At 63.3% G+C, this 16,873-nt stretch carries 12 protein-coding genes; 8 read left to right on the top strand and 4 right to left on the bottom strand.

Annotated elements, in window-relative coordinates; all coding sequences use genetic code 11:
• Nucleotides 1–41 precede the first annotated feature (41 nt).
• From tssI (QHF85_RS00615) to QHF85_RS00585, 7 genes are all read left to right on the top strand, one after another.
• Nucleotides 42–2,126, top strand: a complete 2,085-nt coding sequence (gene tssI, locus QHF85_RS00615) for a type VI secretion system tip protein TssI/VgrG (protein WP_281325023.1) — start codon at nucleotides 42–44, stop codon at nucleotides 2,124–2,126.
• A gap of 12 nt (nucleotides 2,127–2,138) precedes the next feature.
• Nucleotides 2,139–2,501, top strand: a complete 363-nt coding sequence (locus QHF85_RS00610; protein WP_281325022.1) for a PAAR domain-containing protein — start codon at nucleotides 2,139–2,141, stop codon at nucleotides 2,499–2,501.
• Nucleotides 2,444–3,385: a DUF4123 domain-containing protein gene (locus QHF85_RS00605; protein ID WP_348652703.1), complete on the top strand. Its 942-nt coding sequence runs from the start codon at nucleotides 2,444–2,446 to the stop codon at nucleotides 3,383–3,385. The genes QHF85_RS00610 and QHF85_RS00605 overlap by 58 nt, the downstream gene beginning before the upstream one ends.
• Complete coding sequence (gene tssI / locus QHF85_RS00600; RefSeq protein ID WP_281325021.1) at nucleotides 3,372–5,438, top strand: type VI secretion system tip protein TssI/VgrG; 2,067 nt, start codon at nucleotides 3,372–3,374, stop codon at nucleotides 5,436–5,438. Before QHF85_RS00605 ends, tssI (QHF85_RS00600) begins: the two co-directional genes overlap by 14 nt.
• 405 nt (nucleotides 5,439–5,843) lie before the next feature.
• Nucleotides 5,844–6,680, top strand: a complete 837-nt coding sequence (locus tag QHF85_RS00595) for a hypothetical protein (RefSeq protein WP_281325020.1) — start codon at nucleotides 5,844–5,846, stop codon at nucleotides 6,678–6,680.
• A gap of 37 nt (nucleotides 6,681–6,717) precedes the next feature.
• The gene (locus QHF85_RS00590) at nucleotides 6,718–8,208 is read left to right on the top strand and encodes a hypothetical protein (RefSeq protein WP_281325019.1); all 1,491 of its coding nucleotides are present in this window, start codon (nucleotides 6,718–6,720) and stop codon (nucleotides 8,206–8,208) included.
• A 16-nt stretch (nucleotides 8,209–8,224) separates the two neighbouring features.
• Nucleotides 8,225–9,385 carry a zinc dependent phospholipase C family protein gene (locus QHF85_RS00585; RefSeq protein ID WP_281325018.1) on the top strand — a complete coding sequence of 387 codons (1,161 nt, stop codon included), beginning with the start codon at nucleotides 8,225–8,227 and terminating at the stop codon, nucleotides 9,383–9,385.
• Between the two features lie 107 nt (nucleotides 9,386–9,492).
• Here the strand turns inward: QHF85_RS00585 and QHF85_RS00580 are convergent, their stop codons facing one another.
• The 4 genes from QHF85_RS00580 to QHF85_RS00565 form a co-directional block, all read right to left on the bottom strand.
• Nucleotides 9,493–10,089: a hypothetical protein gene (locus QHF85_RS00580; RefSeq protein ID WP_281325017.1), complete on the bottom strand. Its 597-nt coding sequence runs from the start codon at nucleotides 10,087–10,089 to the stop codon at nucleotides 9,493–9,495.
• A gap of 25 nt (nucleotides 10,090–10,114) precedes the next feature.
• On the bottom strand, nucleotides 10,115–12,517 hold the full coding sequence (locus QHF85_RS00575) for a DUF2169 domain-containing protein (RefSeq protein WP_281325016.1): 2,403 nt from the start codon (nucleotides 12,515–12,517) through the stop codon (nucleotides 10,115–10,117).
• Nucleotides 12,518–12,531: 14 nt separating this feature from the next.
• Nucleotides 12,532–13,818: a serine/threonine-protein kinase gene (locus QHF85_RS00570; RefSeq protein WP_281325015.1), complete on the bottom strand. Its 1,287-nt coding sequence runs from the start codon at nucleotides 13,816–13,818 to the stop codon at nucleotides 12,532–12,534.
• Nucleotides 13,819–13,918: 100 nt separating this feature from the next.
• Nucleotides 13,919–15,490 carry a serine/threonine-protein kinase gene (locus tag QHF85_RS00565; protein ID WP_281325014.1) on the bottom strand — a complete coding sequence of 524 codons (1,572 nt, stop codon included), beginning with the start codon at nucleotides 15,488–15,490 and terminating at the stop codon, nucleotides 13,919–13,921.
• Between the two features lie 157 nt (nucleotides 15,491–15,647).
• Here QHF85_RS00565 and QHF85_RS00560 point away from each other — a divergent pair, with 157 nt between their 5' ends.
• Nucleotides 15,648–16,868: a hypothetical protein gene (locus tag QHF85_RS00560; RefSeq protein WP_281325013.1), complete on the top strand. Its 1,221-nt coding sequence runs from the start codon at nucleotides 15,648–15,650 to the stop codon at nucleotides 16,866–16,868.
• Nucleotides 16,869–16,873: the final 5 nt, after the last annotated feature.

The raw sequence follows: 16,873 nt of genomic DNA, 5'->3' as shown, positions 1-16,873 counted from the left end.
AAACCCTGAGCTTGCTAGGGTGAACACGAGGTGTCGCACGCATGCCGGTCTTGGAGTTGACGTTTGCCTGCGGAGAGAGCTCGCTGTCGGTGCGGCGCTTCTCGGTGCACGAGTCGGTGTCGGGGTTGTTCACGGTCTCGGTGTGGGCGCGGTCCGAGAGCCCGAGCATCGACCTCGAGGCGATCATCGGGCAACCGGCGTCCTTGCGGATCGTGAGCGGATGGCTCTTCGCGCGGCTCGGCGGCGCGCGCCTCTGGAGCGGCATCGTGAGCTCGATCGAGCAGGTGCAGGCCGTGCAGCCCGCGTCGGGCGCGAAGGAGCTGTCGACCTACTCGCTGCGCATCGTGCCCGACCTGTGGATGCTCACGCAGCGGCGGAACTACCGCATCTTCCAGCACCTCTCGATCCCGGACATCATTGACGAGCTCCTCGGCGACTGGAGCATCGAAAAGGCCTGGGAGATCGATCGCGGCAAGTACCCGAAGCTCGAGTACAAGGTGCAGTACGGCGAGAGCGACTTTGCGTTCTTCAGCAGGATGCTGGAGGAGGCGGGGATTGCCTTCACGTTTCCGGACGACGACGCGAAGGGCTCGAAGCTCACGCTCTCCGACAAGCTCGAATCGAACACACCGCGGCCCGGCGGGGCTCTGCCGTACGTGGACAACCCGAACCAGGAGGCCGAGAAGGAGTTCGTGTCGGGGATCCGTTTGTCCTACGGGGTGCGGCCCGGGGCGCACACGATCCGTGACTACGACTTTCGCAACCCGTCGTTCGAGCTCTTCGGCGAAGCGCCGAAGGCCAAGGGGCAAGAGGCGAAGTACGAGCAGTACCATTACGAGCCTGGGGCGTTCCTGGTCGAAGGTGGCAAGGGCGGCGGGACGCCGGCCGCGGACGACAAGGGCGTCGCGCGGTACGATCAAGGGTTCGGCAAGGGTCGCGCGACGCGCCTCCTCGGCGGGACGCGGGTGGACCGGCGCGTGGTGTCGTTCGACACGAACACGATCGACCTCTGGCCGGGACAGGTCTTTTCGATCGACCGGCATCCGCACGCGGACATCACGGAGTCGACGAAGCTGCTCGTGACCGAGTTTTCGGTGGAGGGGACGCCGGAGGGCGAGTGGAGCATGTCCGGACAAGCGGTCTTCACGGATGCGCCCTACAGGCCGCCGCAGCGGACGCCGAAGCCGCGCGTCGAGGGGGTGCAGAGCGCGCGGGTCGTGGGGCCGAAGGGCCAGGAGATCCACACGGACGAGTTTGGCCGGGCACGCGTGCAGTTCCCCTGGGATCGCGAGGGGAAGAATGACGACAACAGCTCCTGCTGGATCCGCGTGAGCCAGGGCTGGGCCGGGACGGGGTATGGGATGATCGTGATCCCGCGCATCGGGCAGGAGGTCATGGTGGGTTTCCTGGAGGGCGACCCGGACCAACCGATCATCGTGGGCCGCGTGTACAACGCGAAGCAGGCGGTGCCCTACAAGCTGCCGGAGCACAAGACGCGCAGCACGTGGAAGAGTGATTCGTCGCTCGGCTCGGACGGGTTCAACGAGATCATGTTCGAGGATCTCAAGGGCCAGGAGCTCGTGTACGAGCAGGCGCAGAAGAACCGGCGCAGGCTGGTCAAGAACGACGAGACGATCACGGTCGGGCACGATCGGCAGAAGCTCGTGAAGAACGACGAGTCCGAAAAGACGCTCGGTTTCTTGAAGGTGTATGTCGGGAAAGACCAGGACATCGTCATCAAGCAGAACAAGCGGGAGCGAATCGAGGGGGATTCGCATCTGCGGGTGTACGGGAAGCGCAATCAGCGGATCGAGGGGAAACAATCGCTGACGGTGAAGGGCGACCGGCACGAGCTCGTCGGGAAGAACTATGCGATCGGGGTGAACGAGGAGATCCACGTCGCGGCGGGGACAGCGATCGTGATCGAGGCGGGGAAGGACCTGACGATCAAGGGGCCGGGCGGGTTCGTGCGCATCGACCAGAGCGGGGTGACGATTCGCGGGAGGCAGGTGCGGATCAATAGCGGTGGGGCGCCGGGGAGTGGGAAGGGGTCGAGCCCGGACGAGCCGGAAGAGGCGATCGAGGCCGAGGTGGATGACGTCAGCGTGACGCTGATCGGGCAGTAGGAGGACGAAGCGATGCCGCCGGCTGCGAGGATTCTGGATCGACATACATGCCCGCTGCACCCACCGAACGTGATCGTGACGGGAGAGGAGACGGTCGTCGTCGGCTACCAATGGCAGGCGCGCGTCGGGGACATGGAGGCTTGCGGCGCGTCCATCGTGATGGGTGAACCGACGGTGGTCATCGCATACAAGGATGCGGCGCGGAGAGGGGATCCGACGAGTCACGGGGGGCGGATCGTTTCGGGGTGTCCGACGGTGTTGATTGGGTCGAATCCGCAGATGGATACTCTGCGCACGGACAAACCGTTCTGCGAGGAATGCGAGCGGAAGAAGAAGGAGCGCGAGGAGCGGCGGAAGAGGGGGCGGAAGTCGTGACAGCGCCGCGGCTCATCGTGGAGGTTCGGTGGGGGAAGCTCGCGGGCACGAAGATCGTGCTGAGGTCGGGGCAAACGGCGCGCGTGGGGCGGATGGCGGGCGCGGATTTCGTGGTCGAGAATGATGGCGAGATGTCGCGGCTCCATTTCGAGGTCGGGTGGGATGGGGCGCGGGCGGTCGTGAGGGATCTCGGGAGCATCAAGGGGACGATGCTCGGGGGAAAGGCGATCGAGGGGGAGGAGGAGATCCCGCATGGGGGGTGGATTCAGGCGGGAGAGACGGATTTCATGGTGTACGTCGAGGGGAAGACGCCTGCGCCGGAGGACGAGATCGACGAGGAGGATCGGGAGGCGGCGCGGGCGGAGCGGAAGCGGCGGGAGGCGGCGGAGAAGGCGCTCGAGGAGCTGCGGGGGGTGGCGGAGCGGGAGAAGCTTTATGCGGTGGTGGATGCGGCGCGGGATGATCGTATTTTGGAATTGATGAGGGAGCACGTGGAGCCGCATCGGTCGCTGTACGACGGCGTCGAGGGGGAGACGCTGGAGGAGGTCGCGCCGTATCTGGTGGGGCCGATGCGGGAGGATTCGGGGCTGCTCGACAAGCTCGTCCTGGAGGGGTGGGGGAGGCGGTGGGGGATCTGGTGCACGAGTGAGGCGCGGTTTGTCGAGGTGCGGCGGCATTGGCGGCGGTTTCTGATGGTGGAGCTGGAGGAGTCGGGGGAGCGGGTTTATTTTAGGTTTTATGATCCAGGGGTGATGAGGGTGTTCTGGGATTCGTGTGAGGAGGGGCAGCGGGCGGAGCTGTTCGGCCGGGCGCGCTCGTGGTACCTCGAGCAAGAGGACGGGGACATCGAGCATGTGAGGAGCGGCGTCGATGGCCATCCTTGAGCTGTCTCTGGCCTCCGGCGAGCTATCGGTGCGGCGCTTCGTCGTGCGGGAGGCCGTTTCGTCGTTGTTCACCATCTCGATCTGGGGGCGCTCTCCGGATCCCAGCTTCGACCTCGGTGCGATTCTGGACCAGCCAGCGACCCTTCGGTCGGTACCGGGGTACGTGCACGTCGCGGGCTTGGGGGGGCGCACGTGGAAGGGCATTGTCGTCGATGCCGAGCAGGTCCACGCGCTTCAACCCGCAGCCGGCCAGAAGGGGTTGTCCACATATCACGTGCGGATCGTGCCTGAGCTGTTCCGGCTTGGGCAGCGGCGGGGGAATCGCATATTTCAGCACGTATCGATTCCTGACATCGTCGACGAGGTCCTCGCCGAGTGGTCGATCGACAAGGTGTGGAAGATCGATCGGGCGAAGTACCCGAAGCTCGAATACAAGGTCCAGTACGGGGAGACGGATTACCACTTCTTCAGCCGGCTCCTGGAGGAGGCGGGGATTGCATTCACGTTTCCGGAGGATCAGGGCGGTAAGCTGACGTTCTGCGATCGGTTGGAGACGAGTCCCGTCCGGTCGGGTCAGCCGATCCGGTACGTGGATCATCCGGGGCAGTCCGCCGAGCAGGAGTACGTGACGGCCGTGCGATTCGCGCGTGACGTGCGACCTGGCGCGTATGCGGTGCGCGACCATGAATTCCGGAACCCGGATTTTGCGCTATTCGGCGAGGCGCCGCAGGCGGGTGGGTTCGAGGATCGGAACGAGCAGTACCATTTTGATCAGGGCGGGTTCCTCGTCGAGACAGGTAAGGGCGGGGGGACGCCGGTGGCCGACGACAAGGGGGTCGCGCGGCACGATGAGAAGTATGGCAAGGAGCTCGTGGAGCGGTCGCTGCACGCGGAGCGCGTGGGGGTGCGGGGGGCGTCGTTCGAGGCGAATACGTTCGACCTCGCGCCGGGCGTGATCTTCTCGATGGATCGGCATCCACACGCCGAGCTTTCGGTGGGTCGGAAGCTGCTCGTGCTGGAGACGACGTTCGAGGGCACGGCGGAGGGCGAGTGGACGCTGTCGGGGCACGCGGTGTTTGCCGATGTGCCGTATCGCCCGCCGCGCAGGACGCCGAAGCCGATCGTGCATGGGTTGCAGAGTGCGACGGTCGTGGGGCCGAAGGGGCAGGAGATTCACACGGACGAGTTTGGCCGGGTGAGGGTGCAATTCCCCTGGGATCGAGAGGGGAAGAAGGACGACGATAGCTCGTGCTGGATCCGCGTGAATCAGGGCTGGGGCGGGATGGGGTATGGGATGGTCGTGCTGCCTCGGATCGGGCAGGAGGTGCTGGTTGGGTTTGCCGAGGGGGATCCGGATCTGCCGTTCGTGATGGGGCGTGTGTACAATGCGGTGCAGCAGGTGCCGTATCGGCTGCCGGAGCACAAGACGCGCAGCACGTGGAAGAGTGATTCGTCGCTCGGGTCGGGTGGGTTCAACGAGGTCATGTTCGAGGATCTCGCGAAGAAGGAGCTCGTCTGGCAGCAGGCCGAGAAGGATCGGACGCGGCTGGTCAAGAATGACGAATTTGCGACGGTGGTGCATGACCGGCAGAAGCTCGTGAAGAGGAACGAGCAGGAGCATACGGACGGGTTTCGGAAGCGGTGGGTGGGGAAAGATGCGGACGGGGTCACGAAGAAGAAGAAGCGGGAGCGGGTCGACGTCGATGTGAGCCTCGAGGTGAAGGGGGACCGCGGGGAGCAGATCGACGGGAAGCAATCGCTGACGGTGGTGGAGGAGCGGCAGGAGAAGGTGGAAGGGGGGTATGCGCTGCGGGTGGGGAAGGAGGCGCATTACCTCACGGGGGAGGAGTATGTTGGGGAGGCCGGGGAGGCGTTTACGCTGAGGGGGCCTGGCGGGTTTTTGCGGTTCGATGGGAATGGGGTGACGATTCAGGGGACGAAGGTGAAGATCAATGTCTCTGGGACGCCGGGGAAGGGGAAGGGGAGTAAGCCGGAGGGGCCGGAGGAGCTGGAGGAGCCGGAGGAGCCGGAGGCCTGGGACCAAGGTTCATAGTATGCGGTGAGCAGCGAGGAACACGCAAATGTTGGTAATTAGGCGGAGCCAAAGCGCATGCTTCGGCGAAGCGGTGCACGCGTCATTCATCAGCAAAATAAGCATGCAGGTCGTGGAGATCTGGGTAGAGGAGTGCGCCCGCCTGAGCAACCGAGATATTAATACGATTATAGAGCAGGCGAGCAAACGAGCATTGGAGCACGGGCTTCAAACTGAATATGATGTTGCGCGATTCGTGCACCTTGTATTCGCATTCGAGGACACTATGTTCGACCGTGCATCCTGGGCTATGGAGCACCTCGGTCGCCTCGATCTGCCCCCGGGAGTCCGCCTGAGCCGTCTATGGCTTGAAGTGCGAACAGGGTTCAGAGAACACACAAGAGTGAGCGGGGAGGAAGGGCCTACGTGAGCAAGCATGACAAACTCCAGGCAGCCGAAGAAAGCGTGGATCGGCAGTGCTCAAATGAACAGAGCGCTTGGGGTGTTACACAGACGTGCAAGCCTATCAAGCCCATCCACTTGGGGATATGGTTTAGACTGGAGCAGTATCCAGTCGAAGGGCGCACTACGTCTCTAGCTCTTGGGGTCTTTCATGTGCCGCCTCATCCTAAAAATGTAGAAACGTTCCATAAAAAAACGACGAGTGGGCCATACAAGCCACATCCCATAGTGAAAATACTGCCAGAGCCACTGTCGCTTTTTGAAATTTACGGAATAGGCGAATCTGCGTCTGCAGCCGGTCGCTTCGAGCTAGGCCTTTCAACGATCTCTTCCTTGGAGCGATCCGAGGAAGGACTTGGCTATCGCGCCCAGTTATGGAGTTCGGATTCGGCATTCAACAACAATCTAGGGTGCGGGCTGGCAGTACACGTAAATCGCACACACACCTTTACGCCTCGAATTGGCGCCAGTTCTGAGTTCAGATATTCAGATCTAGAACGATCGACCGGGCCACTGGCGACCGAAAAGTTCGGCACCAATGTCCACACTTACGTAAAGATGAAGCTCAATGGGACACTTGGGATCTACCCAATTGTGGACGGGGTTATTGTGCCCTTGGTGCTGCCCCCGCAGGAGTACGAATCCGCAAAACTCATAACCAAAGCTCAGTACACAGATGCGGAATGTACCGCAATGCCACTTATTCCGGGCGTCCATCAGGTTCACATACTTATCGAGGAGTCCGGCGGCTATTTTTACGTATCGGAGGTTCACTGCGACGGTGATCGCATCTATCCTTAGCGGCGGCTAACTATCGTAGTGTACAAGGGCACAGGTCATGCGTCTTACCACTCAACTTTCCTTCGATCTGTCAATTTTTTCAGCGCCGGTAGTGTGGCGCCCCCGCGCGTCCGTTTCGTGGCTTATCGCGTTTGTTAGTGGGGCAGAAGATGCTGACCACAACAAGTTTACTGCTATCGATGTATACGCACCTCATGGCGAGCCAGCTCCCGGTTTTCCAGCATTGCGCCGTCGCCCATATCTCGTCGCGCCGGCGGCGCAGGTGGGCGTAGCCGACTGGGACATGGACGGCGCACCGGAGCTACTGGTCGTCGATCTCGATGGTCGCATCGCAAGTTTCCGCATCCCGGGCTCCGAGCCGGAGTTCATCCCGCTTCGCACACCAATCCATGGTCTCCTTGCAGCCCCACCTCAGCTGGTCCGATGCGCACAAACAGGACTCAATCGTATTCTTCTGCTCAGCCATAATTTTACGATCGGAACCGGTTCGCGCGATGCCATAGGTATTTTTGATCGTACCGGTCAGCAGCGACAGGGGTATCCCATTAGTCTTCAAGAATCGCCCGCATCGCATCCGCCCATATTTGACTCGGCGCAAGAAAAACTTTTCGTACTGATGTCCTCTGGGCGCGTTCACGCATTTGACGTCAATTCGGGAAGGCCCATCTCTGGTTTTCCCAACGAGCCTCCACCGGAGCCTCCGTTTGAGGATCGGGCGTGGCTCGCGCTCTTCCAGCCACTTGACGCATTGATAATGAGCACTGGAACAGACCGCCTCGTACGAATCGATACGCTGACCGGAAAGCAAGTCCCAGTTGCGTTTGCACGCAATTCCTGCCTAACTGGTTTGGTCACGGTGGGAGATTTCTTGTACGTTGTTGACGAGGCCAATGGCGTGCTACTCCGGCTCGATAAGAGATTGCAAATATGCGGTTCATTGCAGTTAGGGTGGTCGTCATGCACCTGGAATCACAGTCTGAGAGTGGCGATGCTCGCCGGTCCAAGCCACGGGTCACGACGACCGGGACTGATCATTGTATCATGCTCTTGTGTCGACCTGGCGGCAATGATCGGTCAACTATTCACACAGCATGCGACGAACGACGTCAAACGAGATATTGAGCAAACCGCTGAAAATGAAGCCATGCTCATCTTCGGCACCTTAGAGCTAAATTCCGCCCAGCGCCAGGAGATTGATCATAGCATTGTCATGATGAAGAAAGCTCACCTAGCCAATGTGCTAGGAGAAGGAGTGCTTACAGCTCTCCTGGCTTGCAACAACGTGACACGGGTTCAGGTCGTTAGAGACGAGGGCGAGTGCCTCACATTGATGCTCGAAGATGTAGTGAAGGATTACAGGCCCGCTCCTGATTTCATGTTGACGCACGCCGTAGCACCGGTAGCCGTACAAGACGGCCCTCTTGGGCTCGCGGAGCATCTGGTCATGCCGTTGAACGAGGCACCACGGGTTTACGGCTATGATCGGGCACCACGCTCACGCATCAACATCTATTCACTTCATTATTAATATTGGGGTCAAAACCATGCCGGGACTGACAACTCACACATACGTGCTATATAAGGCACTCGAGTCATTTGTTGGCAGCTCACCACTCTTCAGCCAGATTCAGTCCAGTAATGCAAAGGCTGTTGAGCACGCTCGAAGGAACGATCACGGGCGCTATACCAAAGACGATGCGTGTAGATTTGCGGGGGCCAGCTACCTTGGGTCCTGCGGACCGGACCTTTTCTACCTCGAGGACACGAACAAGGGGCAGTTCATAGCTGACCTCATGCACTACAACAAGCCCAGTCTATACATGCTTTGGTGCCTTCGGGACATAAAGAAGAGCTACGCCGCAGTGGTGGGTGGCAAAAGACCAGATTTGTTGATGCAATTTGCTTACTGCATCGGCCACATCAGCCACATCGCCGCGGACATCACTGTGCACCCCTACGTAAATAGCATTGTCCGGGCGTACCCCGACAACGAGAAGCTGTTCGAGGACGCCCGTGGCGTCAATACCAAAAACATCTGGCGTTTCCACAACACCCTTGAACAGTACCAAGATTCTTATGTTCTACACAAGCGATTCGTTGGACTGGAGAAATTCGGACAAGACTGGGAAAACGTCAACATCGCCGTCGCTGCAAGCAGTTACTACCTAAACTCCGCCCATGCGAACGAGTGGTTCTTGCTTCGCAACGCACGTGGATTTTATCAATTCGAGCGAAACTATAGCACCAATCTAGAGAAGTGGAAGTACCAGTTCTTTACGAACGGGAATTGGCTGATCGATGTCAAGAACTATTATAATGGAACAATGCCGTCTGCAAAGACAATGAACGACTGTCCCCAACTCGTGCAGGGAGGAAGCTACGACAAGGGGGGCGCCTTGCGGAGCAAGGGGCTATTTGATGTGTATCTTGACGAGGCGATAACTAGAACGCACGCGCTGTGGATGGAGGTCGATACGTACATGCGGGCGGAGCAACGAGACTTCGGCGACCCTCAACTTACACCAGAGAAGAAGATCTGCCCCATGCTACGACGGCACTGGAACCTCGACACCGGCCTTGCGATCTGGGCCGACGCCTCCACTACGGAGTGGGTTCCCCAGAACGGAAGTCATCGGTTGAAGGTCGCTGGAACCCTGGGATACTCAACAGTTCATAGCGGTCGGAAGAGCGACATCAAACTCTAACCAATTTAGTTCACTGGATCCCAGTGTGGTTCTGTTCCTCACCACCCCACCCTCCGAAACGTCCCGACGAGCTCCCCCGTCAACCTCCCCCTCATCGCCCCGATTGCTCACCCCTGAATCATCTCCTGCGTCACCATCCGAAACAAGTACTCGCACCTTCCCCACGCCCAGCGCATGCTCTCGCGCACCTGCTCGATCTCCGCCTCGACCTGTTTCAGCTCCCGCGGATTGTCCTTGTAATGCTCGAGCAATCTCGCTACAGCCCCGGGATCCTCCGCCACCTGCGTCATGTGGAAGAATGCTCTTCGGACCGACGCGACATCCGGTAACATCGCGTTCGCGTCGAGCGGCGCTCGCCCCCGCGCGAGCTTCTCGAAAAAGCGGTTCACCGTCTCCTCGAATTGCACACACGCTTCCGAGTACGCCCTCGTATTGACGTCGCCCCCCACGTACGTCGTCGTCTGGAGCTTCTCGCGCAGAACCACCAGCTCGGGATGGTCCTTGAAATGGTGCAACGCCGCCCAGGTCCGCGGCATGTTCCGTCGCATCCACGCGTCACGCAGGTTCGCGTTCTGCGACAACCGCTCGCCGCTCTCGTCGCGCAGCGGCTTCTTGATGCTGGCGAAACAGGCCGCGAGACCGGCATCAAACGCCTTGGTCAACTTGGCTACGACGTTGTTGGAGACATGATCGCCTTTGCCCATGGCACGCTCCTCGTACGCGACGAACCTATGCGACCCCGCCCGATCTGCCCACCGCCACCACCCGGAGCGCCCGCCCCCGCCCCTCGAATTGGTCTTGCTGCGGATGCACCTCCGCCACCACCCTCCCCCGCCACCGCCTCCACATCGGCACCTTCTTCCCCACCTCCTCCGGCAAATACCCCACGATTGCCCCCTTCTCCCCCGGCAACCAAATCAAACATCGCAAGAACCTCCCCCCGAACACCTCTCTCTTCTGGTAATGCCTCCCCCCGAGCAGCACCCTCTCCATTTGCTGCTCCAAATAATCCGCCGGCAACCCCTTCTTCTCCCTCGAAAACGCGTCCCTTATCCGCGTCGTCAACCCCTCGCACACCGCCGGTGCCGCTGACAACCCCGGCATCTGCACGAAATCCTTCGCCACCCCCACCGCCGCCTTCAATCCCTCATCCGCCGCCGTCACCAGCGGCGCTGCCGTCGACATCGCCGCCTTGAGCGCCTCGAGCTCGTCGAACGGCATTTCAATCTCCCCCGCGAGCAAGACCATCGGCGGGACGAACTTCCCGTCCTCTCCGATCGCGCCCTCCAGCGCCTCCTCCAAGCCCTTGCCGTCGGTCCGCGGCGCCTTGACGAGGATCTGAAAAACCTCTTGCCGATCCTCGATCTCCCACGGCTCCCGTGCTGCATCCACGACCTCGATCTCGCGGGATCGCGGACTCCGCTCGAGCTCCTCGAACACCTTCTTCCACGCCGGCACCCGCCGCATCCGCGCGATGCTCTCCGGGTCGTACCAGAGGAGCTGCAACATCTCCCGCGCCGGCTCGACGCCGAGCGCCTCGCTCTCCGTGATCGCCGGACGCAATTCCCGCTTCGGCACGCTCCACGGAACCGCGCCCGCCGCCGCATTCGACGCGGCCAGCGCCCCCTCCTGGCTCGCACGATCCACACTTGGCGTCGCAATCGCCGCCGCAGCCGCCGCAGCCGCCGCAGCCGTCGAGCCAATCGTCTCCCGCGATGGCGCCGCTGTACCCGGCGCGCCCGAGGACCACACGCTCTCCGCCGTCGCGCGCGGAGCCGCCACCGGCGGAGGCGGCGGAACGTACGCGGGAGGCGCAATCGGCGTCGCGCTCGGGGCCGGCGTCGCTGCCTTCCTCGCGGTGGTCGGAAACATCGTTTGATCCCCCGCCACCGGCACCGCCGCCGCCTCCACCGCCCGAAGGGCCGCCAAACTCGTCGACTGCCCGAACGGCAATCCCGCCCCCCGCGACTCCGACGCGCCCCCCGACGCCGACGGCCTCGCTCCCCCCAAAAACGGCATCACCGGCCCCGCCGCCTTCGCCCCAAACGCCGGCACCAGCGTCATCGCCGCGAGGTCCTCCCCCTCGTCCCCATTCCCCGCCGCCAGCGCTGCCGGCGGAATCGTCTCCAGCAAATCGTCCTCGATCTCCTCCGCGGCCCCCGCCGCCCCCTCCATCCTCACCGCAATCTGCCCCGCTTCATCCGCACGACGCAGCCCGATCCTCCCCCGCCAAACCACGCAGCACACCCCGCGGTCCGTGTCAATCCACAACGTATCCGCGACGAGCTGCACTTCCTCTCGCTCCCCCGTCGCCCGATTCACCACCACGCTCGGCCGCACCCCCGGCAAACTCGTCACCACCCGCGCATGCTCCGCGTGCAACCCTTCCAGCACGATCCGCTCGTTCGGCCGGATCCCCGCCACCTGCTGGTCGATCGGCGCCGCCTGGAAATACGTCGCATCCAGCCCCTCCGGCAGCGGCTGTTCCGCCCACCTCGCCGGCGAAAACGTCCCCGCCAAATGCCCCAGCCGCTGCTTCCGCGCCGGCCACGCCCCGCCCATCGGCCCGTACCCCACCGGGGCAAACGTATCCGACCGCTTGGACACAAACATCCCCGGCGGCTGCAAGTTCGGAATCGGCACCATGCCATACGCATCCGGCGCCGCGTCGAACCTCATCCCGACCGGATTTTTCGTCTCGGGCCCGCCCGCCGCGCGCTCCCACCGGAGCGGCATCTTCAAAAACCGCGGCCCTTCCAGCAGTTGCCCGTCCTGCACGCGGAACCCTCGATCGCACCACACCTCGATCGACTTATCGAGCTCCCCCACGATGAGCCGCGTCATCGCCGATCGCACCGGCTGTTTCCCGGGCGAATACGCGTGTCCCACGAGCATCACGTCCGCTCGTGGCTTGTACGGCACCTTGTCGCTCGGCGTGACCACGCTCCGCGCCGGGTCGTCATTCCCGTGCCCGTCCTCGTCGTGCACCGGGTCCTGCTCCGGCGCGAGCGCGCATTCCCCCGGCTGTACCACGAAGGTAGCCTTGACAATCACCGTCAACGCATGCGCTCCGGTATGCGCCTGCCAGGCGACCGTCGACGCGCGAAGGGGGCAGAGACAAACGAGTTCCATGGCTGCGTCCAATCCTACTTCTTCTTCGTGTGGATGCCCTGCACCTTCTCTGCGTCCTGCGACGCGTCCCCGCGCGTCGGCTCCTCGACGCACTTCGGCTGCGGCATCGCCACGATCTCCGCCGTCACGTTCGCGATGCCCCGCTCCGCCATCGCGGCTGCCGGCCCCGGCCTTTGCATCCGATCCCCCACCATCACCGCCACCAAGAGCAGCGACGTGAGCCCCCCGAGCACGTTCAGCATCTGCGACCCCATCCGCATCGTGGCCGGAGCCGATCTCGTCGACTCCGCTTGCGATCGGACCATCGCCGCCGCTGTCGATCCTTCCGGCCGCGACGGCACCGTCTCGGGAATCCACGACGCGCCCTCGCTCCCGTACCAGGACTGCGTGATTCGCGGCTCCGGAACCGGCCCATCGCGTGTCACGCGCGGCCACGCGTCCCTCACGCGCGGCGCCGTGCATGCTTGCAGCGCAAGATACAGGTCGAGCCGATCCGCGACGCCGGTAGCCGTCGCGATCCGTTGCTCGCGATCACGCTCCAGGCAATAGGCGACAAGCGCGTCGAGCTCGGGGTCGGTATTCTTCACGTAGTCCGAGACGCGCGGCGTCGGGCGCAGGCGCAGGCCGTTGCCCTCCTTCAGCTCGAAGGGATAGACCGGACGCACGCCCGTCAACATCTCGAAGAGCACGACGCCGAGCGAATAGACGTCCGTGCGCGCATCCACGTCGTGCGGCGAGGCGAGTTGCTCGGGGCTCATGTAGGCCGGAGTTCCCACGATGCCGTTGCGCTCGGTCACCAGCGTGTCGTCCGCGTCGAGCTCCTTGGCCACACCGAAGTCGAGGACCTTGACGACGGCTCCTTCGGTCCCGGGCTCCTGGTGCAGGAAGACGTTCGACGGCTTGAGGTCGCGGTGGATGATGTTCTTCGCGTGCGTCGTCGCGAGCGCGCGGGCGATGTCGCGGCCGATCCGCGCAGCCTCCGGTGGCTCGAGGCGCCTCCTCCGGCGCAAGAGATCGGCGAGCGTCTCGCCGTGGAGGAGCTGCATCACGAGGAAAGGCTCGCCGACGTCCGTCTCCCCCGCGTCGTAGACCTCGACGACATGACGATGCGCGATAGCGCCGCAGAGGCGCGCCTCCCGACGCAATCGATGCCGGTGGCTCAGGGACGCGACGCGGAGGACCTTCACCGCGACACGACGAGACGTCGCGATGTGCTCGGCCTCCCACACGATTCCCATCGCGCCCTCTCCGAGCGGGCGTAACAAGCGATATCTGCCCCCGAGTCGGCTCCCGGCGATCATGCACAGGGCGCTAGCAGTGTTTGCGTTAAAAGGACAAATTCGTAGCAAGAACGAACACAGATGTGGATCGCGGCCGTGATCCTACGAGCGGCGCGCTCGCTCAGAGGCCAGACGGAGAGAACGTACGGTTGGACTTGTTCACGTTCCTGCACCCGACCCGAAGCGTCAGCGTGCACGGCGGCAAGGGCTTGTATGTCGACGTGGGCTTCGCAGACGCGACCACCTGCGTGGAGGACAACGCCGCAGGCGCGACCGTGGGCGCAGGCGCGGCGTTTGGCGCAGCCGTCTGCATCGACGAGGGCGCCGGTGGCGTCGGTGCCGGGGACGTCGTCGGCGCGGCTGATGGTTTGTGCTCCAACGGAACGGACGGCCTCGTGACCGACGCTTCCGCGACCGTCGTCGACGCGGACGCCTCGGTGATCGCCGCTCGTTCGCTCTCCGGCTGTCGCATCACGACGACGAGCGAGACGAGCGCGAGCATCGCCGCCGCGCCCAGCCCGAACGACAGAAGACGGATCATCCGACCCTGCCGGCGACGAAGAACGGTCGTGCTCGTCGTCGCCGGTTCCTCGCGCACGGTCGGCGGCGCCGTGGCTTCCGCGGCAGGCAAGGGGATCCCCGCCGTCAGTGTCGAGCTTCGCCGATGCGCGGAGAGCGACTCCTGCATCTCGCGTCGCCATGGCGGCAGCGGGTCGGGCACAGGCGCGTCCGCCTGCAAGAGCGCCGTTCCGGCGGGCGTCGCGTCGGAGGCCACGAGCAGCGGCGAGGACGACTGCGGGGGTCGTGGGGCGGAGAGGGATGCACTCGACGGCGCCCTCCAGATGCGGCTCGATTCGACGAGCGGCGTGAGGAGCGCGACGAGATCGCCGGCGCTCGCGATACGTTTGTCGCGGTCTCGTTCGAGGCACCGCATCACGACGTCCTCGAGTTCCTCGGGCACGTCGCGCACCCGCGCGGAGATCGGGGGAATGGGCGCGACGAGGACCTGACGAACCACGTCTTGCACCGACCCCGTGAAAGGACGAACGCCCGCGAGCAGCTCGTAAAGCAAGATCCCGAGCGACCAGAGGTCCGTTCGCTGATCGACGTCCGCGCGCAGCGCGACCTGCTCGGGGCTCATGTACCCGGGCGATCCGACCACCATCCCCGTCAAGGTCGCCTGCGTCTCCTCGCCGGGGCCGAGGTTCTTCGCGATGCCGAAATCGAGGACCTTCACGACGAACGTGCCTTCGGCCGCGCCAGGCTCGTGGTGCAGGAAGACGTTCGCGGGCTTGAGATCCCGGTGCATGATCTTCGCCTGATGTGCCGCTTCGAGCGCGTTCGCGATGTCGCGCGCGATGCGCGCGGCGACCTTCGGCTCGATGCGCCGCTTGTTCCTCAGCATGTCGGCGAGCGACTCGCCCGAGAGAAGCTCGAGCACGAGAAACGGCTCGCCGTCGTCGGTCTCACCCGCGTCGAGCAAGCGGACGATGTTCGGGTGCGACAGGCGCGCCGAGAGCCGAACCTCGCGCAGGAACCGCTGCCGGAGCTCCGGCGTCGACTTCGAGAGCAATTTCAGCGCGACCTCACGGCGCGCCCCGATCTCCTCCGCGGCCCAGACCGTGCCCATGGTGCCTGCGCCGATGGACCGGACGAGGCGATACTTCTTCCCGATCGTGCTTCCAGCTTTCATCGTTGGTCAGGGCGGATGTGTCCGGCAATCTCGCCGATGTGGAGCATCGTAGCGTACCATTCGAACCGTGTAACGATTCGTGGTAAGATTTCTTGCCTGCTTCGGGGTCTGCGTGATCTGATGGCACGAGCCAAACCATGTCCGAGGCGAGGAGCGCATGACGACGGTCTTCATCATCATCGGCATCATCATCACGGCGCTGGTCGTGGTGCTCATCGTGCTCGGCATGCGCGCGTCGAAGCTCACGGAAGAGCTCGAGACGGCCGAGATGAAGAACCAGTCGCTCGTCGCGGCGAACCGCGAGCTTCAGGCGCAGGCCACCACGCTCGGCACCGAGAACCAGAAGAAGATCGGCTGGCTCGACCACATGGAAGAGGAGCTCAACTGGCACAAGACCGAGCTCGAGAAGCGGCCGAAGATCGATCGCAAGGTCTACCGGATCCTCACGCTCGGCATGAAGGCGACGGGCAAGAGCTCGCTCACGCTGAAGTGGTCGAACCCGCTCGTGGATCTCGGGACGATCGAGGGGACGAAGATCGAGCGGTACGAGCGCACCGTGAGCCACGTGCGGAACAAGGACACGCTCGTGGAGCACGTGTTCGAGGTGCACGACTGGGGCGGCGAGCACATCGTCGACGCCCAGCAGGAGCTCATCATCGAAGAGATCCACGGGCTCTTGATGGTCGTCGACCTCGGCGGCAAGGATGCGCAGCAGGTCGACACGAACCGCATCGGCGAGCAGCTCAACGAGTTCAACCCGCAGGCGCTGAAATACTTCTTCAGCCCGAAGACGGTCGCGTCGTGCAAGAGCGTGGTGCTCTTCATCAACAAGAGCGACCTCATTCCGGGCTCACCCGCGCAGGCGGAGGCGCAGGCGAGGGCGCTCTACACGCCGCTCATCGACAGCCTGCGGCAATACGCGACGCAGATCGACGTGAAGGTGCTCGTCGGGTCGGCGAGCTACGGGCACTCGACGCACGTCCTGTTCTCGCACTTCGTCGAGCAGATCCTGCCGAAGTCGGCCTACGACAACCAGCTCTTGCAGCGGATGAAGAGTGAGTTCCGGTCGCGCGCTTCGACGATCACGCCGGGGATGAACGCGCCCGCTTCGCAATCGCAGCCGTCGTTCCCGGCGCCGCAGATTCCGCACGCGTTGCCTCCGTCGAATGGGCATGGGCAGATGCCGGCGCCGCAGCATTACGGGCAGGCGCCGCAACATACGCCCGCGCCGCAGCCGGCCGCGCCGGGCTTCGGGCCGCGGCCGGGGTTCGGGCAGAAACCGAACACCAAGACGACGCTGCCGCTCGACGCCCTCAACCCGATGGAAGCAACAGCGCCGCTCTTGAATCGACAGCCGCCCATGCCGCGGAAGGGTTGAGCGGA

This window comes from Polyangium sp. 6x1, from assembly GCF_029946515.1.
Taxonomy (GTDB): domain Bacteria; phylum Myxococcota_A; class Polyangia; order Polyangiales; family Polyangiaceae; genus Polyangium.
This window is presented reverse-complemented; position numbering and strand designations above follow the sequence as displayed.